This is a genomic window from Promicromonospora sp. Marseille-Q5078, assembly GCF_050315395.1.
In the GTDB taxonomy this organism is placed as follows: domain Bacteria; phylum Actinomycetota; class Actinomycetes; order Actinomycetales; family Cellulomonadaceae; genus Isoptericola.
Genome location: NZ_JBNPQG010000001.1, coordinates 1520534 through 1544284, shown reverse-complemented (window position 1 = coordinate 1544284; position 23751 = coordinate 1520534). Strand labels below are relative to the sequence as shown.

Below are 23751 nucleotides of genomic sequence, written 5' to 3'. Positions count from 1 at the left end.
TCATTCCGCCTGCTCCCGCCACCGCTCCGTGGTGGCGCCCCGTCGGCCGGCGACGGCGGCCAGGCCCGCGCCGGCGGCCACCGTCACGACGAACCCGGCCACGCCCGCCACCACCAGCAGCGGGTCCACCGTCAGGGCGGGCTGCGGGCCGCCGCCGGTCAGCGACGTCAGGTCCACGCCGGCACGCAGCAGCGCGGGCACGCCCGCGCCGACCAGCGCGCCCACCACCAGCGCGCCCAGGGCCCACGGCGCCACCTCCCAGGCCACCAGCCCGCGCGACTCGCGCCGTCGCAGCCCCATCGAGCGCAGGACCAGGAGCAGGCGCTCGCGGTCCGGGGCGGCCAGGACGAGGGTCAGCGCGACCGTCAGCGCCACCAGCACCCCCGCCAGCGCGACGGACACCGCCGCGGCCGTGGCGATCCCGCGCGACGCGGGCGCGTCGAGCAGCGCGCTCGTGACCGTCCGCCGGTCGTCCACCGTGGCGCCCGGCAGCGCCTCCCGCAGGGCCGCCGCGACCCGGTCCGGGTCCGCGCCTTCGTCCAGCGCGACCAGGGCGGTGCGCGCCTCCGTCGTCATGTCGAGCGCCCCGGCGAGGACGCCGGTGTCCAGGAGCACGGTCGACGGCGCGTCGCTCACGCCCGGCACCTGCGCCGCCGCAGCCGGCACCGTCACGTCCGCCCGCTCGTCCCGGAGGTCCAGCACGAGACCCTCGGTCCCCGCCGCGACGTCCGGCACGGTCAGCGCCAGGAGCGGCAGCGCGCCGTCCTGGCCGGACCGGGCGAGCGCCGCGACGCCGTGCGGGGCGTCCGGGACGCCCGCCTGCACGCGGCCCAGCGCGGCCGCGTCGACGGCCTGCACCTGCACGGTGCGGCTGCGCCCGTCGGGCCAGGTCAGCCGACCCACCTCGGGCAGCAGCGCCACCCTCGCCACCTCGGCGACGCCGGCCACGCCCCGCGCCGCCTCCACGGCGTCCGCGTCCAGCGCGGGACCGGAGACGCGCAGGTCGGCGCCGAGCTGCACCCGGGCCTGCCGGTCGACGCCCGCGTCGACCGTGGACAGCACCACCGCCGACGACGCCCCGACGGAGACCGCGAGCACCAGGGCGAGCGCGGGCACGACCCCGCCTGCCGGCGCCCGGGTGGCCCGCGCGGCACCCAGGAACGGCACGAGGTCGCGGCGGCGGGACAGCAGCCGCTCGAGCCCGCGCGCGACCAGCGGGATCACCCGGACCGCGACGAGCGCCGCGGCCGCGGCGACGAGCAGCGGGGTCGCGGCCAGCAGCGGGTCGACGCCGCCGGTGCCGGTGCCGGCGACCACGCCCCGGCGCGCGAGGAGCGCGACCGCGAGGGCCGCGAGACCGACGACCGACAGCTCCGCCGTCCGGCGCCACCGGCCCCCGGCGCCCGTCGTGAGGTCGCGGCGCTCCGTGCGCAGCGAGCGCGGCACCGTCACGGCGGCGGCCGCGACGGCGGGCGCGAGGGCCGCCGCGGCGGCGAGCAGCACCTGGGTGCCCGTCACGGCGCCCGGCCACGCCAGCAGGCCGAGCAGGACCCCGACGACGGCCGCCGGCACGCTCACCACGAAGCCCTCCGCCGCGGTGAGCAGCCGCAGCCACGCCCCGGTCGCGCCCCGCGCGAGCAGCACCGCGAGCGCCGAGCGGCGCCGCTCGACGACCAGCCGCGCGGCCAGCACCGTGACGGCGCCGAGCGCCCCCAGCGGGCCGACGACGAGCACCGCGAGGACGGCGTCGGTCGTCACCCGCTCGCGCAGCAGCCGGTCGAGCACCTCCGAGAGGGAGGTGCGCGCCTGGAGCACCGCGGGGTCGCCCGGCACGACCTCGAGCGTGTCGTGCGTCAGGCCGCGCACCTGCGCGGCCAGGGTCGCGACGTCGTCGGACCGGATGCCCTCCACCGACACGGGGTACCACAGGACCGTCTGGGCGCCCCGGAACGCGAGCGCGCCGATCATCGCGGGGTCGACGTACACGGCGGCGGTCGCGACGGTGGCGCCGTTCGGGGTGGTCTCCAGCTGCGCCGCGCGGCCGAAGGGCTGGTGGTGCCAGGTCTCGGCGCCGGGGTCGGTGGCCTCGGTGAGCCCGACCACGCGCAGCGGGGGGAACCTCCACTCGTCGACGGCGTAGGTGCCGCCCAGCGTCCACCCGAGCGTGTCGGCGGCGGCCCGGGACACGACCACCTGGACGGGTTCGTCGCCCTCCGGGCCGGAGTAGCCGGAGCGCACCGGGGTGGCCGTGGGCCACTCCCCCTCGACGAGGCGCACGTCCTCGGCGAGCCGCGGCGACGCGCGCAGCACGACCTGCGGCACCTGGACGCCCGAGCCCGGCACCTGCTCCGTCGTCATGACCCGGGAGGACACGCTGAACGACGGCTCGCCGAGCACGCCGCGCAGCGGCTGCGGCAGGCCGTCGCGCACCTGTGCCATGCCGTCGAGGAACTCGTCCCAGGCCGGCTCCGGCGGGACCTCGGTCCGCGCGTCGGGCTCGATCACCGGGACGCCGCCGACCGACGCCTGGCCGCCGGGCACGGCGCCGGCGCGGGAGACGACGTCCCGGCGCAGCGGCGACAGCTGCTCGGTGGCGTACGTGACCTGCGTCGAGCGCATCTCGCCGATCGCCCGCGCGGCGGCGGTCGCCGCCCCGGCCGCGAGCACGGTCACCAGCCCCAGGACGAGCGCGGTGCCCCACGCGGTGCGCAGGTGGCGGCGCAGCAGCAGCCACAGCATCACCGGACCTCCTCACGGTACGAGCCCTCGCGGGCCTGCGCGGCGACGCCGGCCCGCACGGCGAGCGCGACGACCGCCAGGCCGCCGACCAGCAGGAGGCCGGGTACGAGGGCCGCCCACGGCGCCAGCGCGGTGACGGCGCGCGGCACGACCGCGAACCCCGTGATCGTCGCGGCCGCCAGGCCCGGCACCGTCGCGGCCGCCAGCCACGCCCCGGCCAGGACGCCCACGACGAGCGCGGCCCCGGTGACGACGGCGAGCTCCAGGGCGCGCCCGCCGCCCTGCGCCCGCGGCGGCATCCCGACGGCGCGCAGCACCGCGACCTCGCCGCGCCGACCCCGCACGGTGGCGACGCTCACGGCGCCCACGCCCACGAGGGCGAGCAGCACGGCGGACAGGGCGGCGACGGTGAAGGCCTGCCGCACGGGCCCGGCGGCGTCCGAGCGGCCGCCGCCGCCCGCGGTCGTGACCTGCGTGCCGTCGGCCCCGGCCGCCTCGCCGGCGGCCGACGCCAGCCGGTCGAGGTCGGCCGCCCCGGCCCCCGGGAGCGCGCGGACCCACATCTCGTCGGCACCGGGGACGGCCGTGTCGAGGCGCAGGGACGCCGCCTGCAGCCCGGCGAGCCCGACGAGCGCGGCGGCGGGGTGGAGCGCGCCCGGGACCACGTCGACGACGTCCGCCACCTGCACGTGCAGCCGGTCGCCCCCGTCCAGCGGGAGCTCCGTCCGCTCGCCCTCCGTCACGTCGAGGAGGTCGGCCAGCTCGCGGGAGAGGACGGCGGGCACCGCCTCGGCCCCGCCCGCCGCGACGACGCGGAACGGCCTGGGCGTCCCGCCGGACCCGGCCTGCGCGGCGAGGCTCAGCCCCGTGCCCCGGCGGGCGGCGAAGGCGGCGGCGACCTCGGGGGCCTCGTCGGCGGGCTCCCAGGACGCCCGGTCGACGTCCACGGCGGAGGTCGCGCCGGTCCCTGTCACGGCGGTCAGCGCGTCCACCGAGAGCTGCAGCGACGTGAGGTAGCCGCCCGGCCCCGGCAGCCCCGCGTCGAGCGCGACGACCGTCCACTCCCCCGGCGTGCCGTCGGCGGCGTCCGGGGCGGGGGGCACGTCCGCCGCGAGCCGGGCCGTCCCCTCGCCCGGGCCGATCGGGTGCGCCTCGTCGCCCTCGCCGTCGAGGTCCACGTCCAGCGTCCCGGCGTCGAGGGCCAGCAGCTGGCCGTCGGGGTCGGCGAGCCAGAGCGTGAGCCGCACCGTCGAGCCCTCGAGCGCACGGAGCGTCTCCGCCCCGGCCGACGACGACGCGGCCGCCTCCCGCAGCGCCGCCCAGGAGGACGGGGCGCCCAGCGGTCCGGCGTCGTCGGCGCTCTCGTCGACCACGAAGTACCGCCCGGAGACGCGCAGGTCGAGCCCCTCCGTGCCCGCCGGGAGCCGGGGGGACTCGGCGGCCGGGGCGGGGATCTGCAGCGCCGAGGCGATCGCCGCGACGTCGGTGCCCGCCGGCCCGAGCGCCACCGGCGCGATCCGCGCGGCGGGGACGCCGGCCACGGACACCGGCACGTCGTCCACCGCGCCCTCCGACGCCCGCACCGGCGCGGCGTCGGCGGCGCCCCGCAGCGCCTCGTACCGCGCCACCGGGCCGGGGCCGTCGTCGCCGGCGACGACGCGCACGTCGCTGCCCGCGGCCACGGTCGCGGCACCGTCCCGCAGCCGCTGGCCCGTCCCCGCGTACGCGGCGGCGAGCACGACGCTTCCCGCGGCGACCACGACGAGCACCACCGGGACCGCGGTGACCGTGAGCCGTCGTGCCACCTGGCGCGCGGCGAGCACCCCCGTGCCCGGCCGCCGGGCGGCGAGCGTCGCCCAGGCGCGGGACAGCGGCCCGAGCAGCGCCACCGCCACGACCGCCGCCGCCGCGAGGACGAGCGCGGGAGCCGCGGCCGCCGCCGGGTCGGTCTGGCCGCCGTCCGGCGTGAGCACGAGCGGCGAGCCGTAGCGCCGCAGCAGCCACGACGTCACCGCCGCGGCGACGAGGAGGAGCACCACCGTGCCCCACGCCGCGGCCTGCCGTGCACGGCCCGAGGAGTCCGCGAGCCGCAGCGCGGCCGCGGCGCGGGCCTGCACGCCCGCGACCACCACCAGCACGAGCAGCGCGACGGCCGCCGTCGCCGCCGCCGAGGGCAGCAGCGCGGTCGTCAGCGTGGTCGTCAGCGGGCCGGCGGGCGTGCCGCGGGCGGCGAGCGCCGCGGCCGCGGCGCCCGCCCCGACGACCGCGCCGCCCACGATCACCACCCCCGCCTCCGCGGCCGCGGCGACGGTCAGCTGCGCGGGCGACGCGCCGCGCGAGACCAGCAGCCGCACCTCGCCCTCCCGGGTGGCGGCGAGCAGGCGGGCGACCTGCGCGACGGCGACCACCCCCGCCAGCACGAGCACCAGCATCGGGACGAGGGCGACCGCCGCCGCGGCGCCGATCGCGGCGGCGGCGTCGGCCGCCCGCTCCCCCAGGTCGCCCGTCACGGTGGCCCCCCGCACCGCGACGGCGTCGTCGGCGAGCACCGTCTCCAGGAGCACGTCGGCCCCGGTCGCGAGCACCCGCAGGTCGCCGGTGCTCGTCGCCGCGACGTCCGGCGTGAGCGTCCACCGGACGAACGGGTCGTCCGAGTCGTCGTCCGGCACCTCCGCGCGGGCCAGGTCGTACGGGGCCCCGGCGAAGAGCGCGCCGACGTCGCCGCGCAGCGCGTCGTCCTGCGCGGCGGCGTCCGCCTCCGGGGCGAGGCGCGTCGTCACCTCGAGGACGCCGGCGTCGCCGCCGCGCGTCAGCCCGTCGTGGACGATCCGCACCTCGGCGGCGCGCACGGTGCCGACCGTGGTGCCGAGGGCGGCGGAGACCGTGGCGACCAGGAGAGCGACGAGCAGCAGCAGCCCGCGGTGCGCGGTGGCGCGGCGCGCGAGCAGGCGGGCCGGGGGCGCCGGAGTCACGGCCGGTGCCCGCGCTTCTCGTTGCCGCGCCGGTAGTTCCCGGTCGCGCGGGCCAGCAGCTCCTGGTCGGTCGCCGGGTCCTGCCCGAGCAGCGCGGCCAGGCGCTCCGCGCGGGCCCCCGAGACGGTGACGACCAGGCGACCTCCGCGGCTGACGAGCACCCGGCCGTCCTTCGTCACCCGGTGGTCGAACGGGTCGTCGTCGAGGCCCACGGGACGCTCCTCAGCGACGCCACTCGTACGGCGTCGTGGTCGACACCTTGATCAGGCCGGAGCGCTCCAGGATGGGCCGGGAGAACTCCGTGGAGTCGCTGTGCAGGTAGGTCTTGCCGCGGTCGAGCGCGGAGCGCGCGCGGGCGGCGGTCAGTGCGCGGTAGATACCGCGGCCGCGCCATTCCGGCCGGGTCGACCCGCCCCAGAGGCCGGCGAACTCGGTGCCCGGCACCGGCTCGAGCCGGCCCGCGGAGATCACCTGCCCGTCCGCCTCGGCCACCCACAGCTCCATCTCGGGGTCCCGCTCCTGGCGCCGCAGGATCGCGTCGGCGTGCCCGGAGGTGGCGGGGTCGTCGCCGAAGACCTCGTCGGCCATCGCCGACATCGCCCGCACGTCCGCCTCCGCGGTCACGCGGCGCAGCGTCACGCCGTCCGGCAGCGGGACGTCCGCGACCAGGCCCCGCGTCTCGCCGATCATGATCGACTCGGGCTCCTCGGGCACGAACCCGTGGTCCACGAGCGCCCCGTGCAGCCCCGGCGCGACGTCGTGGCCGCGCGTCTTCCACTCGGCCCTCGTGATCTGCGCGTCGTCGCGGAAGTGCGCGAGGGCGGAGGCGACGAGGCCGCGGATCGTGGCGGCGTCCGCGCCGCCCAGGTCCTGGTAGGTGACGAAGCCGCGACCGCCGGAGAACGTCACGAGCCGCAGCGGCCCCAGCCGGGTGACGTCGACGGCGCTCGGCGTCTCGGCGTCGGTGCGGAGCTGGTCGTCGTAGGCGGCCAGGAGCCGCGCGGCGTCCAGGTCCGCGGAGGGTGCGTTCACGGCGGCCAGCCTTCCAGAGCCCCGTGGCGGCGGGCAACGGTTTTCACCAGGGAGCGCTTCCCGGTCATGCGCTTGCCGGCCGTTCCGCAGGGCGTCCGTCCGGCGGCCGGCGCCGGGGCGCGGCCGCTAGGGTCAATACCCGTGAGCGATCCCGCGACGGACTACGTCGGTCGGCTGCGTGCCCTGGTCGGGCAGGCCCCGATCCTCCTGCCCGCCGCCTGCTGCGCCGTCCTCGAGCGCGACGACGACGGCGTCCCCCGCGTGCTGCTGCAGCAGCGCGGCGAGCCCGGCGGCCCGTGGGGCCTGCCCGGCGGCGCGCTGGAGCTCGGCGAGACGGTGTCGCAGGCCGCGGTCCGCGAGACCCGCGAGGAGACCGGGCTCGTGGTGGAGCCGCACGACCTGCTCGGGGTGTTCTCGGGGCCGCAGCTGCACACCTACCCGAACGGCGACGTGGTCCAGTCGGTCGTCACGGTGCTGGTGGCGGGGGTCGTGGCCGGCGAGCTCACGGCCGACGGCGACGAGACCCGCGCCCTGGGCTGGTTCGCCCTCGACGCGCTGCCGGATCCGCTGTTCGCACCGCACGAGCCGATGCTCGAGGTGCTCGTCGCGGGCGACCGCGGCGCCTGGGACTGACCCTCGCGCTCAGTCCCCGGCCTCGCCCGCCGCCCCCTCGAGGTCGTCCCAGACGACGAAGACGGAGCCGGCGTCGATCTCGGCACCCGCCGCGCGGTAGGTCGCGAGGGCCGCGTCGTTGTCCGCCTCGGTGCCCGTCCACATCCCGCGGCAGCCGCGCGCCAGGGCGAGGTCGCGCAGCGCCGCGAGCAGCGCGGACGCCACGCCGCGGCGCCGCCAGCCCTCGTCGACGCCCAGCTCGTACAGGAACATCTCGGCGTCCTTGTCCGCGTGCCGCATCTCGACGCCGGACACGAAGCCGACGTCGCGCCCGTCCGGCGAGCGCGCCAGCAGCACGACGTGACCGGGCCGGGCCAGCACGTCCGCGGCGCCGTCGGGCGGGACCGGGCCGTCGAACAGGTGCGACGCCGCGACGAGGTCGGCCGGGTCCGTGACCTGCACGACCGTCCACTCCGCCATGCCGACCATCCTCGCCCGGTCCGGTCCGCGCGGCGAACGGGTGTCACGGACAACCGTCCGGCCCCCTCCCTCCCCACCATGACCGCCGGGACGATCCAGACGGTGCAGGCGCTGACCGGCCTGCTGCCGGGCGCCCCCGCGCTGCTGGGCTTCCTCGGCCCTCTCCGTCGCGGCAGACGGGACCGACCGTCACGCTCGTTCCGGGACGGGCTGCTGCGCGTCACCTTCGTCGAGGACCCGGACGGGCACCCCGTGCAGCTCCGTGCAGCTCGCCTAGCCTTCCGGGCGCTGCCGGGGCGCGGAGTTGACCGACGCGATCCCCTCGCTGGAGGCCATCCAGGCGGCAAACGTCACGACGCCTGCCTCGAACGCCACCAACCGCCGGTCCCAGGTACGCCCCGGCCCCGTCGCCGCGCGGACGAGCGCCAGCCCGCCCGCCAGGTTGGCGACACCCCACACGAGGTTCACGAGCGGGGACGACCCGTGGCCGCAAGGGGTGTCAGGTGCTCGCGCCCTGTTGCTGCCGACGCCAGGTGCGGCGCGCTGTTGCCCACGAGTAGACCGCCCACGAACGCAGCCGCGTGCCGACCGCGAGTCGGAGACACAGGCGCGGGACCGCTCATCCGGACGACGCTCCCAGACCCGTGCGGGAGGCGCAAGGCCGTCGGCCGCCGCACGACGGGTAGGAGACGGTGGATCAGAGGTGTCGGGCGACGACCGCGCGCCGCGGCCGCAGGTGCCAGCCCCGGCGGTCCGCCTCGACGAGCAGGCGCAGCAGCAGGCCGCCCACGAGCAGGCCGCCCACGAGGTCCGAGATCCAGTGCCAGCCCAGGTAGTAGGACACCGCGACGGCGTTGAGCGCGATCACCCCCACGCCGACCCGCAGGATGCGCATCGTGCGCGCGGACGCCATCGTCCACCGCCCCACCAGGTACACCGCGGTGCCGTAGATCAGCACGGCCTCCGAGGCGTGCCCCGAGGGAAAGCTGATCCCGCTCCAGCCGAGCGCCTGCAGCCCGCCGTCGAAGAGGTCCGCGTCGTCGGTGGTCGGCGCCGGGCGGGCCAGCACGACCTTGAGCAGGCCGACGCCCCCGTAGAACGCCAGCTCCGCCATGGCCGCGCACCACAGGGGACGCCAGGTGCGGTTCCGCCACGACAACGTCACCGCGACCGCGGCGAGGACCGGGAGACAGACCGCCTGCCCCGCGATCGGGTCCAGCACGTGCTGGATGAACGGCTGCAGACCCGGGGTCAGCCGGCGGGCCCAGAACCCGTGGGCCGCCTCGTCCATCCCCTGGAAGGGACCCGCCGCGAGGAGCGTCACGACGACCAGGCCCGCCAGGAGCACGGGCGCGGAGGTCAGCCGGGCGAGCGGTTCGTCGAGCTGGTCGGCGCGGTCCCGAGGCCCGCCGTGGGCGCCGAGGCGCGGGCCGTCGAGGGCGCGCGCGGGCGCAGAGGGGGCCTGGAGCAACATCCGCCCCAGGGTAAGCAGCGTGTCTGAACGCTGCCTGCCCGTAGCGGCCCGAGGCGGTGCGACTGGCGCCCGAGGCGCCCTCGCCCCGTTGCCCGGCGAAACCGCTGACCTGCACCGATACGGGGTAGGGGTGGCGCCGCACCTGCGGGCTGTGGCGTGCCGCACGTTCGCGGCGCGCGGCGCGGCGCGGGTCGGTCGCGGGTCAGTCGCGCGGCGACAAGGCCTCGACGAGCCACCGGTTGCGGGTGCTCAGCAGCCGCGTCATGTAGCGGGTCAGGACGACCCGGTCCACCAGCCGGCCCAGCGGCCCGGCCGGCGACGCGTACTCCACCGTGTCCGTCATGAGCGTGCCTCCGGGCGCGGGCTCGAACCGGTGCTCGTGCCACCAGCGGCGGAACGGGCCGGCGACCTGCTCGTCGACGAAGCGGCCCGGCGCGTCGTGGGCGCTGATGCGCGACGTCATCCGGAACGGCACCCCGAAGTGCCGGGCCCGCCACGTGACGGTGTCGCCGAGGCCCATGACCCCGGTGGTCACGCCGCCGACCGCCCGCTCCCCCGACCGCCTCATCGACGCCGTGTGGGCGTCCACGGAGAGGCTCGCCGCGAAGCAGGCCTCCGGGGACGACGGGATCTCGGTGGTCAGCACGATCGTCGGCACGGCGCGATGCTAGTCCCCGCCCGGCGCTGCCCCGACGGCGTGCGGCCTACACTCGAGGCAGGAGCTAACCCCGGTTCCCCGATGATGGGAGTCCGGATGTCCGGCGCCACCACACCTCCCTCTGCCGTCCCCACCATGCCGTCGCACGGCGCCGCGCCGGGCAGCGACCTGCTCACCCTCGGGCTGCTCGCCGGATCCTCGATGGAGAACGAGCGTCGGCTGCCGATCCACCCGCACCACCTGGACCGGATCGACCTGGACGTGCGCGCGAGGATCGTCGTCGAGCGTGGCTACGCCGCCGACTTCCAGCTGGAGCCCGGCTACGTCGAGTCGCGCGTGGGCCGGGTCGCGGAGCGCTCCGAGGTGATCGAGTCCGCCGACGTCCTGCTCCTGCCCAAGCCGCAGGCGGTCGACGTGGCGGCGATCCCCGAGGGCCGTGTCCTGTGGGGGTGGCCGCACTGCGTGCAGGATGCCCGGATGACGCAGACGGCGATCGACCGTCGGCTCACGCTGATCGCCTTCGAGGCGATGAACCACTGGACCCGCCGCGGCCATTTCGGCCTGCACGTGTTCCACAAGAACAACGAGCTGGCCGGCTACGCCTCCGTCCTGCACGCGCTGAGCCTCGTCGGCTCGACCGGAGACTACGGCCCGCGGCTCAGCGCGGTCGTCATCGGCTTCGGCGCGACGGCGCGAGGAGCGGTGACCGCGCTCACCGCGCTCGGGATCCACGACGTCGAGGTCCTCACGCAACGCGGCGTCGCCGCGGTCGGCTCGCCGATCCACGGCGCGCACATCACCCAGCTCCACACCGGCGACGGACCGACCCACCTCTCCACGGTCCTCACGAAGGACGGCGACACCCTGCTGCCGGAGTTCCTGGCGTCGCACGACATCGTGGTCAACTGCACGCTCCAGGACGTCGCCGCGCCGTTGACCTACCTGCGGACCGAGGACCTGGAGGCGTTCACCCCGGGGAGCCTGATCATCGACGTCTCGTGCGACGAGGGGATGGGTTTCGAGTGGGCGAGGCCCACCACGTTCGACGACCCGATGTTCACCGTCGGCCGCGGGGTGGGCTACTACGCCGTCGACCACAGCCCCTCGTACCTGTGGGGCTCGGCCACCTGGGAGATCAGCGAGGCGATCCTGCCGTTCCTGCGCACGGTCATGGAGGGACCGTCGTCGTGGGCGACGAGCCCCACCATCTCGCGCGCGATCGAGATCCGCGACGGAGCGGTCAACAACCCGAGCATCCTGAGCTTTCAGGGTCGCGAGCCGGCCTATCCGCACACCCTGACCGCTTAGTCCGACCAGTTGGTCCGACCGCTCGGTCGACGAGGGATCGCCGACGTCACGCCGGCGGGAGGGGAAGCCCTGACGGCACCGCGTCGCGGCTGCGGCCGAAGGCACGCATCGCCACCGGCGACCGCTCGAAGTAGTCCCCGACCTGCGCGGCCGCCGCGGTCGGGACGCCCACGTCGTCCAGCGCCCGACGGAAGAGCCGGACGCACACCTCGTCGAGCTCCACGTGCTCCCCGTTGCCCGCGTGCATGCGCTGCGCCGTCGACTCGTCCCCGTACCCGCCCGTGTACAGGTGCGGGCCGCCGAGCGCCTCCGCCAGGTACGCGGCGAGACGCTCGTCGTGCTGCGGGTGCAGGGTGCCGTGCGAGAACGGGTGCGCCGCCACCGGGTCCGCCAGGCACAGCGCGTTCCACCGCCGGCAGACGGCCAGCAGCACGTCGAAGCCCCCGACGTCCTCGTACAGGGTCATGCCGACCAGTATCCGACCGGCCGAGCTTGTTCGAGGGCGGCCCGCCGCGGAGCCTTGATCTCCCTACGATGACCTCATGACCGTGAGGATGGACAACGTCGGCATCGTCGTCGAGGATCTCGCCGCGACGATCGAGTTCTTCCGCGCTCTCGGGCTCGAGCTCGAGGGGCAGACCGTCGTGGAGGGAGAGTGGGCAGGGCGCGTCACCGGCCTCGGGCATCAGCGCGTCGAGATCGCGATGATGCGCACGCCGGACGGGCACGGGGCGGTCGAGCTGTCGCGGTTCCTCGAGCCCGAGGTCGTCGCCGACCATCGGAACGCCCCGGTGAACGCCCTCGGCTACCTGCGCGTCATGTTCGCGGTGGACGACCTCGACGCGGCCCTCGAGCGCCTGCGGGAGCATGGCGCCGAGCTCGTCAGCACGGACGTCGTCCGTTACGAGGACGTGTACCGGCTCTGCTACGTGCGCGGGCCTGAGGGCATCCTCGTCGGGCTCGCCCAAGAGCTCGGCTGAGGCCCGAGGTGGTCGCGTGAGACGGCACGTCGCCGCGCGCTGGCACGGGCCGAGGATGTCGCCGAAGGCGCTCGTGCTGGTCCCGGTCCTCGTCCTCGGGCTGGTCGCCTGCTCGACCGGCACATCGGCCGCGGAGGACGACGCGTGCGGCTCCGTCCATGCGTGGGACACCGGCGGCGGCCGACCTCGGCTGGGAGCCCGCCGAGGGATGAGACGCGGAAAGGCCGGCCCCCTTGCGCGGGCCGGCCTCTCAGGGCAGATCTGGCAGATCGGCCAGATCTGGACCCGGCCCAGACGTTGAAGCGAATCTCCACCATCACCCTGGCCGTTGAACCTCGAAGGCAGGTCGAAGTCGCGTTCCGCCTCCACCGGATCCGCGCGGACAGCATTGTGCAGTCACCGCGACACGCCAGGTGCGCAGCACGGTGGGCAAGCATGTCCGTGCGGCCTGCACTGCACGTCGACTCTCATGAGAGCGCGCCGAGGAACGCCAGCGCGCGCTCACGCAGGAGTCCTGCCGCGGCGGGGTCGAAGCTGAGCAGCGACGAGTCCGCGAACAGGTGCCCCGTGCCGGAGTAGAGGAAGAGCTCGGCCGTCGACGTCGTGTCCGCCAGCTCACGGGCCGACGCCAGGTCCTCGGCGAACCACTCGTCGTCGACGCCGCCGTGGATCTGGACGGGTACGCCGTCCGGCCAGGTGCCGAATTCCGCGACGGGAAGGCACGCGTCCATGAAGAGCGCCCCGACGGCCCCCACCCGGTTCTGGGCGAGCTTCTGCGCCGGCATGACGCCCATCGAGAAGCCGGCGTAGACGACCTGCGCGGGGAGCGACTGTACGGCGGCGGCGCCCCGGTCGAGGATCGTGTCGAACCCGATCTCCTGGGCGTGCGCGACGCCGGTCTCGACGTCGCCGAACGTGCGGCCCTCGAACAGGTCGGGGACGTGGACGGTGTGCCCGGCGGCGGTCAGCCCGTCGGCGAACGCGCGGACTCCGGGAGTGAGCCCCTGGGAGTGGTGGAACAGGACGATCTCGGCCATGGCCCCTCGATTCAATGATCCAAAACTCTCGAACGTTCGACAACGCTAGTATGGTTGACCATGGACGGCAACACCCCCGACTACCCGCTCGACGAGCGGACGGTCCTGACCACCGCGGCCCAGGTCCGGGCGCTCGGCCACCCGCTCCGCACCACGATCCTCGGCCTGCTCCACGAACGGGCCGCGAGCGTCACCGAGCTCAGCAGCGCGGTGGACCGGCCGAAGAGCACCGTCGCCCACCACGTCAAGGTGCTCACCGACGCGGGGCTCCTGCGGGTGGTCCGGACGCGCCGGGTCCGCGCCGTCGACGAGGCCTACTACGGCCGGACCGCACGGATGTTCCACGTCTCGCTCGAGGGCGCGGACGGAACAGGGCCGGATGGCGAGGGGGGCCGCCCGCTGGACTTCAACGACCTCCAGGTCGCCGCCCAGGAGTCAGGGCCGGCGTACGCCGACGGAACCCTCTGGGGCTTCATCCGGCACGCCCGGATCGACGAGGGGCAGAAGCAGGAGTTCTGGCAGCGGATGGCAGCACTCGTGGCGGAGTTCGACACCCTTCCCCGCCGAGGCGACCTGGTGCACGGGTTCGCCATCGGCATCTACCCCGTCGAGGACTACCCGCAGCTCCCGCCGCCGTCGGACGACAAACGCTGAGCCTCCCCCCGGCGCCACCGCCCACCTCCACCGCCATGTGGACGTGCGTGAGGCCCAGGAGACGCCGAAGCCCCGCCCCCGGGGGGCAGGGCCTTCGTATCGAATGTCCCTGACCTTTCGATCAGACGTCGGAGCGGAACTCCACCGCGTTCCGCAGCCGATGCACCTCTGCCGTGATCGCCGCGCGCAGCGAGTCGTGCGCCGGACCGAGTGCCGTCGCCGGATCCCGCCAGCGCTCCCCCGGATACAGCCAGACCGGCTTGCCGAGGATGCCAGCCGGTTCCCACTCGTAGCGCGGCCAGAGGTGGCAGTGCAAGAACGCATCCGTGTTGCCCAGGATCTCGACGTTGATCCGGCGGTACGCCGGGTCGAACCGCTGACAGACCGTCTCGACCGCCGTTGCGAGCAGATCGACGTCGGCGAGGTACGAGACACGCTCCGACCGCGGAAGATCGGACAGCCGATCGACCCCAGGAGCCTTCGTCAGCGCCAACGAGTATCCCGGCAGGAACTGGACATCACCGATCACGGCGTACGACGCCTCCAGCTCTGCGAGGACGGTGGGATTCCGCCCTTCGATCGCGCTCTGGACCCGATCGCTCCGCCAGTCGGTCACGCCACCCGCAGCGGCGTGATCGCAGCGACCTGCTCGGCGACGCGATCCTGGGCCAGCTCCAGCTCGTACCGCGTCTGCAGGTTGAGCCAGAACTGCGGGTCCACCCCGAAGTAGCGCCCCAGCCGCAGGGCAGTGTCGGCAGTGATGGCACGCTTGCCGTGCACGATCTCGTTGATGCGACGGGGCGGCACGCCGATCGACACCGCGAGCTTGTTCTGCGTGACGCCGAAACCCTCGAGGAAGTCCTCCTTCAGGACCTCACCCGGGTGGATCGGCGGGTAGAGCTTGTCGGACATCATCCCTCCTCAGTGGTAGTCCGTGATCTCGACGGCTTCAGCACCGGCGTCCGTCCAGCGAAAGCAGATTCGCCACTGCTTGTTGATGCGGATGCTGTGCTGACCGGACCGGTCACCCTTGAGCGCTTCCAGGTGATTGCCGGGCGGCACGCGGAGGGCACCCAAATCCGTCGCCGCGTCCAGCAGATGTAGCTTTCGATTCGCCGCCCTGTGGATTCGTGAATCAAGCCGTTTCGCCGGTTCACGACGCCACACGCGCTCGGTGTCGCGGTCGGCGAAGGATCGGATCACGGGACGCACCCTATAACGCGATGCGTCAATAACGCTACACGTTAAACCGGAACTCCACGACGTCGCCGTCCTGCATGACGTAGTCCTTGCCCTCGACGCGCGCCTTGCCGGCGGAGCGGGCCGCCTGGACGGAGCCGGCCTCGACGAGGTCGTCGAAGGAGATGACCTCGGCCTTGATGAAGCCGCGCTCGAAGTCGGTGTGGATGACGCCGGCGGCCTGCGGGGCGGTCCAGCCCTTGCGGATCGTCCAGGCGCGGGACTCCTTGGGGCCGGCCGTGAGGTAGGTCTGCAGGCCGAGGGTGTGGAAGCCGACGCGGGCGAGCTGGTCGAGGCCCGCCTCCTCCTGGCCGGAGTCGGCGAGCATCTCGCGGGCGTCGTCCGCGTCGAGCTCGACGAGCTCGGACTCGAACTTCGCGTCGAGGAAGACGGCGTCGGCGGGGGCGACGAGGTCGCGCAGGCGCTGCTGCATCCCCTGGTCGGCGAGGCCGGCGTCGTCGGTGTTGAAGACGTAGATGAACGGCTTGGCCGTCAGCAGCTGCAGCGACGCGATGTCGGCGAGGTCCAGGCCCTCGGCCTTCGCACCCTGGAAGAGCGTCGTGCCCGACTCGAGGATCTTCTGCGCGGTGGTGGCGGCGGCGAACAGCGCGGCGTCGCCCCGCTTGATCTTGACCTCCTTCTCCATCCGCGGCAGCGCCTTCTCCAGCGTCTGGAGGTCGGCGAGGATCAGCTCGGTGGAGATGGTCTCGATGTCGCCCTCGGCGTCCACCGACCCCTCGACGCGGACGACGTCGCCGTCGTCGAACACGCGGGTGACCTGGCAGATCGCGTCCGCCTCGCGGATGTTCGCGAGGAACTTGTTGCCGAGCCCCTCCCCCTCGGACGCGCCCTTGACGATGCCCGCGATGTCGACGAACGACACCGTGGCGGGCAGCGTCTTCTCCGAGGAGAAGAGCTCCGCGAGCGTGTCGAGCCGAGGGTCCGGCAGCGGGACCACCCCGACGTTGGGCTCGATCGTCGCGAACGGGTAGTTCGCCGCGAGCACCTGGTTGCGGGTCAGTGCGTTGAAGAGCGTGGACTTGCCGACGTTGGGCAGGCCGACGATGCCGATGGTGAGTGCCACGTCGGGAGAGTCTACGTGCCGGCCCCTACCGGGCTTCCCGGCCGCGGTCCTCGAGCGTCGCCAGGTCGCGCACGACGAACTGCAGGTGCGCCCAGTGCTCCCGGGCGACGACGCCGAGCGACTGGTGCACCGCGCGGGTGGTGCCTTCCGGCGCCCAGGGCGGGAGCCGCGGCGCGTCGCCGGAGACGTCGGCGCCGGAGAGGTCGTCGTAGAGAGCGCGCACCTGGGCGATGCGGTCGGCGTGGGCCGCGCGGGTCTCCTCCCACGACGGGGCCGCCGCCAGGTCGACGCCGAGGCGCGCGACCTCCGGCTCGTACTCGGTGAACGGCAGCCCCGCATACCAGAAGGCGTCGTCGATCCCCCGCAGGCCGTAGCGCACCCAGCCGTCCATGGCGAACACCAGGTGCCGGAGCGTCTGCGCCGTCGACCACTCGCCGTCGACGGAGACGTCGACGGTGCCGGCGGCCATCGCGGACACGCGCTCGAGGTGGGCGTCCCAGGCCCGGAGCGCAGCGTCCAGCGACGCCCGCTGCTCGGCGAGGTCCGCCGAACGGGCCTGCTCGCGGCCCGGGTACCGGCGGTTCAGCTCCGCCTCGACCAGCGGCGCGACCTCGACCCCGTTGACCCGCAGACCCGTGATCTCGCCGTCGATGTCGGCGTCCGTGAGGTCGACGCCGCGCATCACGGCCCCGGGCAGGAAGCTCTGGTCGAACCGCACGCCGTCCAGCTGGACGAGGCGGAAGGAGGCGCCCGTCATGTCGGCCTCGACGAACCGCGCGCGCCGCAGCTCGTCGTCCGGCCCGAACCTGGTCATGGGGCGACCGTAGGCCGCGACACCCACACCGGACTCAGACGTCGACGTCCTGGTGCCAGGACTCCGTGACGTACGAGGTGCGCCAGCCCCAGCTCTCGTACAGCGCGGCGGCGCCGGTCGGGCTGTCGGCGTCGACCTCGAGGCCCACGCGGTCGCGCCCGCGCGCGGCCGCGTCGCGGATCACGGCGAACAGCAGCGCCGTCGCCACCCCGCGGCCCCGGGCCCGCCGGTCGGCGCCCAGGTACTCGACATAGCTGCCCTCCTTGCCCGAGGCGCCCGAGGGCAGGACGGCGCCGACGAGCGCGCCCATCGGCTCCGGCTGGGCGTCGGGACGCTCCGGGTCGCTCACGAGCGCCAGCCACCAGTGGTCCCAACGGTGGCCCGGGTCGGCGCGCAGCCGCACCAGGAACTCGCCGAAGCTCTCGCGGTAGGAGTTGAAGTGGTCCTCGAAGGCGCTCTCGAGCACGCGGTGCACCGTCTGCAGGTCTTCGGCCACGGGCAGGCCGTCGTCGTGCGTCGCGACCCGGCGCACGGTCACGCCCGGCCGCGGGTCGGGCAGCACGCCGCGCAGCGCCTCCTCGGGCACCACGGGCCGCGACATCTGCAGCCAGGAGCGCGCCCGGGCGTAGCCCGCGGCGGCCAGCCAGCGGAGCTGCGTCTCGTCGCCGGCGTACGCGCCGGAGTCGAGCTGGGTGCGGTCCAGCCCGCGCTGGGCGGCCAGCTCGCGGCCCTGCCGCGCCGCCCACGCGTATCCCCCGGCGGCGAGCGCGTCCGCCTCGGGTGTCTCGCGGTCGACGTCGACCCCGACGACGACGCGCCCGGCCGCGCGGTCGTGCGCCGTGGCCCACGCCCGCACGACGCCGCCCGTGTCGCGCACCACGACCTGGCGGCGCGTCCACGACATCGGACCGGCCACCTCCGCGGCGAGCGCGTCCTGGTTCACGACCGACGACCCGGTGAACGGCGCCGCGGCCGCTCCCCGCAGCTCGCCGAGGCGGGGCAGGTCGGCCAGGTCGGGCGTCTCCGCCGTCCAGTGCGCGGGCAGGGAAAGGTGCTCGGGGTTCACGGAGGTCACGGCCCCATTGTCGCAAAGTCTTCTTGGTCAGCCCATGACCGAGGCCTCATGAAGCGTCGAGGAGGGCTGCCGGTGCGTCACCCGAAGGCCATGACCCGTTGCAGCAGCTCGGGCAGCCGGCGGTCGTAGGTCCGCGCGCCCCAGCGCACGCCGAGCACCAGCACGAGCACGCCCGTGACCAGCCCGACGCCGAGCGCAGCCCATCCGAGCGCCGCCTGCGGCAGCAGGATCGCGGGCAGCGCGAGCGCGAGCGTGGGCAGGCTCACGCCGAGGATGATCCCCATCGTCGCCATCTGGGCGAGCATCGTCGCCATCGTCGCGCCCTGCGGGGACTTGAACGGGCTCTCACCCGGCTTCGGCACCGGGTAGACCAGGCGCGCGGACACCGCGCTGGAGATCCCCACGGACGCGCCCAGCGTGCCGGCGGTGAGGCCGAGCATCGCGGGCAGTGCGTCCCACCGCTGTGCGACGGCGCAGCCGACCAGCGCGAACGCCAGGCACAGCGGCAGCCCGCCCGCCAGCACGGGCAGCGCGCGCCCCCACCGATCCGCGCGGCCCGGCGTGCCGGTCGCCACGTGCAGGGCGAACGCCGTGTTGTCGTAGCCGACGTCGTTCGAGATGCCGAAGCCCAGCAGCCAGGCCGCCAGCGGGCCCATGACCAGCAGGAAGGCGCCGCCCTCGCCGTTCGAGACCCCGACGGCGAGCAGCACCAGCGGCAGCAGCGGCACCATTGCGATCGACGCCGCGTAGCGGGGGTCGCGCAGCCAGTACGTGGCGGTGCGCGCCGCCACCGCCCCGGTGGGCGTGGCCGGCAGCCGGCCGAACCAGCCGAGCCCCTTCGCCTCCGCCGCCGCCGAGCCGCCGCGCGGGGTCACGAGCTCGCGCGCGAGCGTGCGGTCCCAGACCGCCCAGGCGAGCGCGAGCGTGCCCAGGGAGATCGCCAGTCGCGCCGCCAGCAGCCCCCAGGCGCCGTCGTGCACCGCCGAGGCGAGGGCCCACGGCGCCCCGAGCGGCGTCCAGCCGGCCACCTGCGCGAGCGGCGCGACCGCGGCCCCCAGCGCGTCCGCGCCGGAGCCGCCCACGGTGACCTCGACGCCGTCGGCGAGCCAGCCGAACGCGGGGCCGACCAGCAGGAGCGGGACCACGGCCACGATCGTCAGCACCTCGCGGTAGCGCCGCGAGTCGAGCAGGGGCGCGAGCGCCGTCGTCGTCGCGCGCGAGCCGACGACGCACAGCGCCGTGGCGAGCACGCCCCCGACGAGGGCCGCGGCGAGCGCGGCGGGCTCGCGCCACCAGGCGAAGGACACGCCCAGCGCGGCCAGCGTCGTGACCGCCGCGGGCACGGAGACGAGGCCGCCCAGCGCGAGGCCCGCGAGCAGCGTGCGGCGCGGCATCGCGAAGGTCACGAAGCGGCGCGGGTCGAGGGTGGCGTCCACGCCGAACGCGAACACCGGGACCACCCACCACGCGAGGACGACCAGCGCCCCGACCACGGTGATCACCTGGCCGGTCACGGCCGCGTCCGCCGTCCCGCCCGCGACGGCGCCGGCCACGGCGAGCACCAGCACGAACAGCCCGTAGAGGGACCCGACGACGAGCCCGATCGTCTGCCACACGCTCCGCCGGAACGTGTTGGCGAGCAGGGTCAGCTTGAGGCGGACGAGCTGCGCAACCACGCCAGTCCCTCCGACTCCCGACGGCCGCCCACGAGGTCCACGAAGCGGTCCTCCAGGCTCTGCTCCCCGCGCACCTCGGCGACCGTCCCGCCGGCGAGCACGTGGCCGCCGGCGATGATCGCCACGTGCGAGCACATCCGCTGCACGAGGTCCATCACGTGGCTCGACACCACCACCGTGCCGCCGTCGTCGACGTAGGCGTGCAGGATGTCGCGGATGGTCGCCGCGCTGACCGGGTCGACGGCCTCGAACGGCTCGTCGAGCACGAGCACCCGCGGGGCGTGGATCATCGCCGACGCGAGGCCGATCTTCTTGGTCATGCCGGCGGAGTAGTCGACGACGAACGTGTCGCGGTCGCCCGCGAGGTCCATCGCCCGCAGCAGGTCCTCGGTGCGCTCGGCGACCGTGTCCCGGTCCAGCCCGCGCAGGAGCCCGGCGTACGTGAGCAGCTGCGCCCCGGTCAGCCGGTCGAAGAGCCGCACGCCGTCGGGCAGCACCCCGAGCGTCGCCTTGGCCCGCTCGGGGTGCGCCCACAGGTCGGTGCCGTGCACGTGCACCGCGCCGAAGTCGGGCCGCAGCAGGCCCGTCGCCATCGACAGGGAGGTCGTCTTGCCCGCGCCGTTGGGCCCGACGAGGCCGAAGAACGACCCGGTCGGGACGTCGAGGTCCACGCCGGCGACGGCGATCTTCTGGCCGAACCGCTTCCACAGGCCGCGCAGGCTCAGGGCGGCCCCGAGGTCGGGCGGGACGGGTACGGGGGCGGCGGGCGGCGGCCCGCTCTGGTCGCTCACGGGTCAACCGTAGTGCCGGCGCCCGCGGCCGGACAGCCCGCCCGCTGCCGCACGCCCAGGTCAGCGCGGCGCAGCGGCCCCCCGTGTGCATCGAGCGTGCTGACGTGATCCTCATTCCGGCCGTTTGAGGATCAAGTCAGCACGCTCGTCGCGTGGGGGCTGGGACGTGTCGGTGCCCCGTGACACCGTGTGCCCCATGACGACGACCACGGCCCTGCTCCTCACGCTCGGCGCCCTCGCGGTCGGGGCGCTGGTGGGGTGGCTGGGACACGCGAACCGTGCGGCGCGAGCCGGGCGGTCGCAGGAGATGGAGCGCCTGCGCGAGCACGGCGAGCTCGAGTCCGCGCGCCGCGACGCAGCGGAGCTGCGCAGCCGCCTCGGCCAGGTGGGCGACGAGACCGAGCGCCGGCTGGCGGAGCAGCGCGAGCTGGCCGAGCGCGACCTCGACCGGGCCCGCGACGAGGCGGACCGCCGGGTGACCGAGGTCCGCGAGAACGCCGACCGCCTGATGGGGCAGGTCAAGGCGGACCTGGAGCGGCAGCTCGCCGAGGCCAAGGACGACCAGGAGGCCGCGGCCCAGCGGTTCCGCGCGCTGGCCAGCGACGCGCTCGCGGCGAACCAGAAGCAGTTCCTCGACCTCGCGGACGAGCGGCTGCAGCGCAGCACCCAGAAGAACGAGGAGACGCTCGCCCAGCGGGAGCAGGCCATCCGCGCCCTCCTCGACCCGATGGGCAAGACCCTCGACAAGGTCAGCGCCCGGGTCGACACCGCCGAGCAGGCGCGCCTCCAGGGGCACACGGCCCTGACGGAGCAGCTGCGGCAGCTCGAGACGGTCAACTCGCAGCTGCGCGTCGGCACGAGCGACCTGGTCTCGGCCCTGCGCTCCAACCAGACCCGCGGGGTGTGGGGCGAGCTCCAGCTGAAGCGCGTGGTCGAGGCCGCCGGGATGGTGGACCACGTCGACTTCGAGGTCCAGGTGCACCGCACCACGGCGGAGGGCGAGACGCTCATCCCCGACCTGGTGGTCAGCCTCGCCGGCGGCAAGAACATCGTCGTGGATGCGAAGGTGCCGCTCAGCGCCTACCTCCGGTCCCAGCAGGCACAGAGCCCGGCCGACGGCGACAGGGAGCTGGACGCCCACGCCAAGGACCTCGCCAAGCACGTGGACGTGCTCGCGGGCAAGGCCTACTGGTCGCAGTTCGACGCGGCGCCCGAGTTCGTCGTGCTGTTCGTGCCGGCCGAGCCGATCCTCGCCGCCGCCGTCGAGCGCCAGCCCGACCTCCTCGAGACCGCCATCCGCAAGCGCGTGCTCGTCGCCACCCCGATGACGCTCGTCGCCATGCTGCGCACCGTGGCCTACGCCTGGCAGCAGGACGCGATCGCCGAGGACGCCCAGCGGGTGCTCCAGACGGGCAAGGAGCTGTACGCCCGCATCGTCACGATGACCAAGAGCATCACCCGGCTCGGGCAGTCCATGACGACGGCGACCAAGCACTACAACGCGTTCGTCGGGTCCCTCGAGACGCGCGTGCTGCCGCAGGCCCGCCGGATGGTCGAGCTCAAGGTCGTGGACGCCGGGCAGGCCATCGAGCCCCTCAAGGCGGTCGAGGACACCACGCGCGCCGTCACCAAGCCGGAGCTCCTCGCCGTCGAGGAGGGGCTGATCGTCGATCTCGGCACCGTCGCCGCCGGCGGCGACCGGGACCACTCCGTCGAGTCGCTCGTGGACGCCGCGCAGCGCGACCTCGAGCGCGCGTCCGGGTCGGACGAGAAGGACGAGTCCGCCGCCGGCTGAGCCTGTCGAAACCACCCGCCGGTTGAGCCCGTCGAAACCACCCGCTGGTTGAGCCCGTCGAAACCACCCGCTGGTTGAGCCCGTCGAAACCACCCGCTGGTTGAGCCCGTCGAAACCACCCGCTGGTTGAGCCTGTCGAAACCCGGGTCTCGACACGCTCGACCGACGACATCTCGACACGCTCGACCGACGACGCCTCGACACGCTCGACCAGCGACGGTCAAGCTCGACCGGCGGCGGTCAGGCCGGCTCGACGGGCAGCGCGGTGCGCGCGCCGCGGCGGGGGCGCTTCTCCTCCTGGCCCACGGCCTTGAGGCCACGTGCCAGCTCGCGCGGCAGGGAGAACATCAGGTCCTCGGTGGCGGTGCGCACCTCCTCGACGGCGCCGAAGCCGTGCGCGTCGAGGTGGGCGATGACGTCCTGCACGAGGATCTCCGGCACGGATGCGCCGGAGGTGACGCCGGCCGTCGTGGCGCCCTCGAGCCAGGCGTCCTCGATCTCGGCCGCGCGGTCCACCCGGTACGCGCTGCGGGCGCCGGCCTGCAGCGCCACCTCGACCAGCCGCACCGAGTTCGACGAGTTCGCGGAGCCCACCACGATCACGACGTCGCACTCCGGCGCCAGCTTCTTCACCGCGACCTGGCGGTTCTGCGTGGCGTAGCAGATGTCGTCGCTGGGCGGGTCCTGCATCTCCGGGAACCGGTCGCGCAGGCGTCGCACGGTCTCCATCGTCTCGTCCACGGAGAGGGTGGTCTGCGAGATCCAGACCACCTTCTGCGGGTCGCGGACCTGCACCTGGTCGACCTCGTCCGGGGAGTTCACGACCTGCACGTGGTCGGGGGCCTCGCCCGCCGTGCCCTCCACCTCCTCGTGCCCGGTGTGGCCGATGAGGAGGATGTCGTAGTCGTCCTTGGAGAACCGCACGGCCTCCTTGTGCACCTTGGTCACGAGGGGGCAGGTGGCGTCGATGGTGTCGAGGCTGCGGGCCGCCGCCGACTCGCGCACCGCGGGCGAGACGCCGTGCGCGGAGAACACCAGCCGGGCGCCTTCGGGCACCTCGTCGGTCTCGTTGACGAAGATCGCGCCGCGGTCGCGCAGCGTCTCCACGACGTGCTTGTTGTGCACGATCTCCTTGCGCACGTACACCGGCGCGCCGTACGTGTCGAGCGCCTTCTCCACCGCCACGACGGCGCGGTCGACCCCCGCGCAGTAGCCGCGCGGCGCGGCGAGGAGCACGCGCTTGGTGGTCGTCGGGCTGGTGGGAGCCGTGGCGGTCGCAGTCACGCCGCCAGTCTAGGTGCGCGGGTGTGGACGTCCTGTGACGGGCTGCT

Annotated in this window: 23 protein-coding genes; 5 read left to right on the top strand and 18 right to left on the bottom strand. The window is 74.9% G+C overall.

Annotated features, from left to right (window positions below; genetic code table 11):
• The 4 genes from ACQFYA_RS07110 to ACQFYA_RS07095 are packed head-to-tail and all read right to left on the bottom strand — an operon-like array spanning position 1 to position 6743.
• Positions 1-2739 (bottom strand): FtsX-like permease family protein, encoded by a 2739-nt coding sequence (locus ACQFYA_RS07110; protein WP_499127467.1) that lies wholly within the window; start codon positions 2737-2739, stop codon positions 1-3.
• Positions 2739-5711: an ABC transporter permease gene (locus ACQFYA_RS07105; RefSeq protein ID WP_499122526.1), complete on the bottom strand. Its 2973-nt coding sequence runs from the start codon at positions 5709-5711 to the stop codon at positions 2739-2741. The genes ACQFYA_RS07110 and ACQFYA_RS07105 overlap by 1 nt, the downstream gene beginning before the upstream one ends.
• Positions 5708-5923: a hypothetical protein gene (locus ACQFYA_RS07100; RefSeq protein WP_499122525.1), complete on the bottom strand. Its 216-nt coding sequence runs from the start codon at positions 5921-5923 to the stop codon at positions 5708-5710. The genes ACQFYA_RS07105 and ACQFYA_RS07100 overlap by 4 nt, the downstream gene beginning before the upstream one ends.
• Before the next feature lie 10 nt (positions 5924-5933).
• Complete coding sequence (locus tag ACQFYA_RS07095; protein ID WP_499122523.1) at positions 5934-6743, bottom strand: GNAT family N-acetyltransferase; 810 nt, start codon at positions 6741-6743, stop codon at positions 5934-5936.
• 141 nt (positions 6744-6884) lie between these two features.
• Here ACQFYA_RS07095 and ACQFYA_RS07090 point away from each other — a divergent pair, with 141 nt between their 5' ends.
• On the top strand, positions 6885-7376 hold the full coding sequence (locus tag ACQFYA_RS07090; RefSeq protein ID WP_499122521.1) for an NUDIX domain-containing protein: 492 nt from the start codon (positions 6885-6887) through the stop codon (positions 7374-7376).
• A gap of 9 nt (positions 7377-7385) precedes the next feature.
• On the opposite strand, the gene ACQFYA_RS07085 is transcribed toward ACQFYA_RS07090, so the two are convergent.
• The 3 genes from ACQFYA_RS07085 to ACQFYA_RS07075 all read right to left on the bottom strand — a co-directional run bounded on the left by ACQFYA_RS07085 (position 7386) and on the right by ACQFYA_RS07075 (position 9967).
• Positions 7386-7835 carry a GNAT family N-acetyltransferase gene (locus ACQFYA_RS07085; protein ID WP_499122519.1) on the bottom strand — a complete coding sequence of 150 codons (450 nt, stop codon included), beginning with the start codon at positions 7833-7835 and terminating at the stop codon, positions 7386-7388.
• Between the two features lie 697 nt (positions 7836-8532).
• Positions 8533-9309, bottom strand: a complete 777-nt coding sequence (locus tag ACQFYA_RS07080) for a phosphatase PAP2 family protein (RefSeq protein WP_499122518.1) — start codon at positions 9307-9309, stop codon at positions 8533-8535.
• 202 nt (positions 9310-9511) lie between these two features.
• Positions 9512-9967, bottom strand: coding sequence for an SRPBCC family protein (locus ACQFYA_RS07075; protein ID WP_499122516.1), 456 nt, complete (start codon positions 9965-9967; stop codon positions 9512-9514).
• 135 nt (positions 9968-10102) lie between these two features.
• Between ACQFYA_RS07075 and ACQFYA_RS07070 the strand changes: the two genes are divergently transcribed.
• Complete coding sequence (locus tag ACQFYA_RS07070; RefSeq protein ID WP_499127466.1) at positions 10103-11275, top strand: N(5)-(carboxyethyl)ornithine synthase; 1173 nt, start codon at positions 10103-10105, stop codon at positions 11273-11275.
• A gap of 46 nt (positions 11276-11321) precedes the next feature.
• Here the strand turns inward: ACQFYA_RS07070 and ACQFYA_RS07065 are convergent, their stop codons facing one another.
• Positions 11322-11741, bottom strand: a complete 420-nt coding sequence (locus tag ACQFYA_RS07065) for a globin domain-containing protein (protein ID WP_499122513.1) — start codon at positions 11739-11741, stop codon at positions 11322-11324.
• 76 nt (positions 11742-11817) lie between these two features.
• Between ACQFYA_RS07065 and ACQFYA_RS07060 the strand changes: the two genes are divergently transcribed.
• Positions 11818-12255, top strand: coding sequence for a VOC family protein (locus ACQFYA_RS07060; protein ID WP_499122510.1), 438 nt, complete (start codon positions 11818-11820; stop codon positions 12253-12255).
• Positions 12256-12722: 467 nt separating this feature from the next.
• On the opposite strand, the gene ACQFYA_RS07055 is transcribed toward ACQFYA_RS07060, so the two are convergent.
• Complete coding sequence (locus tag ACQFYA_RS07055) at positions 12723-13292, bottom strand: dienelactone hydrolase family protein (protein ID WP_499122509.1); 570 nt, start codon at positions 13290-13292, stop codon at positions 12723-12725.
• A 60-nt stretch (positions 13293-13352) separates the two neighbouring features.
• Between ACQFYA_RS07055 and ACQFYA_RS07050 the strand changes: the two genes are divergently transcribed.
• Positions 13353-13946, top strand: a complete 594-nt coding sequence (locus ACQFYA_RS07050; RefSeq protein WP_499122506.1) for an ArsR/SmtB family transcription factor — start codon at positions 13353-13355, stop codon at positions 13944-13946.
• Positions 13947-14067: 121 nt separating this feature from the next.
• Here the strand turns inward: ACQFYA_RS07050 and ACQFYA_RS07045 are convergent, their stop codons facing one another.
• From ACQFYA_RS07045 to ACQFYA_RS07010, 8 genes are all read right to left on the bottom strand, one after another.
• Positions 14068-14562, bottom strand: a complete 495-nt coding sequence (locus ACQFYA_RS07045; protein WP_499122505.1) for an HIT family protein — start codon at positions 14560-14562, stop codon at positions 14068-14070.
• Entirely contained in the window at positions 14559-14858 is a 300-nt protein-coding gene (locus ACQFYA_RS07040; protein WP_499122504.1) for a HigA family addiction module antitoxin, read from the bottom strand. The genes ACQFYA_RS07045 and ACQFYA_RS07040 overlap by 4 nt, the downstream gene beginning before the upstream one ends.
• Before the next feature lie 9 nt (positions 14859-14867).
• A complete protein-coding gene (locus ACQFYA_RS07035) occupies positions 14868-15149 on the bottom strand; it encodes a type II toxin-antitoxin system RelE/ParE family toxin (protein WP_499122502.1) in 282 nt (93 codons plus the stop codon).
• Between the two features lie 34 nt (positions 15150-15183).
• Positions 15184-16269 (bottom strand): redox-regulated ATPase YchF, encoded by a 1086-nt coding sequence (gene ychF / locus ACQFYA_RS07030; protein WP_499122499.1) that lies wholly within the window; start codon positions 16267-16269, stop codon positions 15184-15186.
• Between the two features lie 25 nt (positions 16270-16294).
• Positions 16295-17083, bottom strand: a complete 789-nt coding sequence (locus ACQFYA_RS07025; RefSeq protein ID WP_499122498.1) for a DinB family protein — start codon at positions 17081-17083, stop codon at positions 16295-16297.
• Between the two features lie 34 nt (positions 17084-17117).
• The gene (locus tag ACQFYA_RS07020) at positions 17118-18158 is read right to left on the bottom strand and encodes a GNAT family N-acetyltransferase (RefSeq protein WP_499122496.1); all 1041 of its coding nucleotides are present in this window, start codon (positions 18156-18158) and stop codon (positions 17118-17120) included.
• A 77-nt stretch (positions 18159-18235) separates the two neighbouring features.
• Positions 18236-19834, bottom strand: a complete 1599-nt coding sequence (locus tag ACQFYA_RS07015) for a hypothetical protein (protein ID WP_499122493.1) — start codon at positions 19832-19834, stop codon at positions 18236-18238.
• The gene (locus ACQFYA_RS07010; protein ID WP_499122491.1) at positions 19804-20625 is read right to left on the bottom strand and encodes an ABC transporter ATP-binding protein; all 822 of its coding nucleotides are present in this window, start codon (positions 20623-20625) and stop codon (positions 19804-19806) included. The genes ACQFYA_RS07015 and ACQFYA_RS07010 overlap by 31 nt, the downstream gene beginning before the upstream one ends.
• 196 nt (positions 20626-20821) lie before the next feature.
• Between ACQFYA_RS07010 and ACQFYA_RS07005 the strand changes: the two genes are divergently transcribed.
• Entirely contained in the window at positions 20822-22420 is a 1599-nt protein-coding gene (locus tag ACQFYA_RS07005; protein ID WP_499122490.1) for a DNA recombination protein RmuC, read from the top strand.
• Between the two features lie 240 nt (positions 22421-22660).
• Here ACQFYA_RS07005 and ACQFYA_RS07000 read toward each other — a convergent pair whose 3' ends face one another.
• Complete coding sequence (locus tag ACQFYA_RS07000) at positions 22661-23704, bottom strand: 4-hydroxy-3-methylbut-2-enyl diphosphate reductase (protein WP_499122488.1); 1044 nt, start codon at positions 23702-23704, stop codon at positions 22661-22663.
• Positions 23705-23751 lie beyond the last annotated feature (47 nt).

Excerpts from the sequence above, each read along its gene's own strand:
- ACQFYA_RS07110 (WP_499127467.1), bottom strand. The coding sequence starts at position 2,739 with ATGCTGTGGCTGCTGCTGCGCCGCCACCTGCGCACCGCGTGGGGCACC.
- ACQFYA_RS07055 (WP_499122509.1), bottom strand. The coding sequence starts at position 13,292 with ATGGCCGAGATCGTCCTGTTCCACCACTCCCAGGGGCTCACTCCCGGA.
- ACQFYA_RS07070 (WP_499127466.1), top strand. The coding sequence starts at position 10,103 with ATGCCGTCGCACGGCGCCGCGCCGGGCAGCGACCTGCTCACCCTCGGG.
- ACQFYA_RS07025 (WP_499122498.1), bottom strand. The coding sequence starts at position 17,083 with ATGACCAGGTTCGGGCCGGACGACGAGCTGCGGCGCGCGCGGTTCGTC.
- ACQFYA_RS07065 (WP_499122513.1), bottom strand. The coding sequence starts at position 11,741 with ATGACCCTGTACGAGGACGTCGGGGGCTTCGACGTGCTGCTGGCCGTC.
- ACQFYA_RS07085 (WP_499122519.1), bottom strand. The coding sequence starts at position 7,835 with ATGGCGGAGTGGACGGTCGTGCAGGTCACGGACCCGGCCGACCTCGTC.
- ACQFYA_RS07050 (WP_499122506.1), top strand. The coding sequence starts at position 13,353 with ATGGACGGCAACACCCCCGACTACCCGCTCGACGAGCGGACGGTCCTG.
- ACQFYA_RS07005 (WP_499122490.1), top strand. The coding sequence starts at position 20,822 with ATGACGACGACCACGGCCCTGCTCCTCACGCTCGGCGCCCTCGCGGTC.
- ACQFYA_RS07060 (WP_499122510.1), top strand. The coding sequence starts at position 11,818 with ATGACCGTGAGGATGGACAACGTCGGCATCGTCGTCGAGGATCTCGCC.
- ACQFYA_RS07040 (WP_499122504.1), bottom strand. The coding sequence starts at position 14,858 with ATGTCCGACAAGCTCTACCCGCCGATCCACCCGGGTGAGGTCCTGAAG.
- ACQFYA_RS07080 (WP_499122518.1), bottom strand. The coding sequence starts at position 9,309 with ATGTTGCTCCAGGCCCCCTCTGCGCCCGCGCGCGCCCTCGACGGCCCG.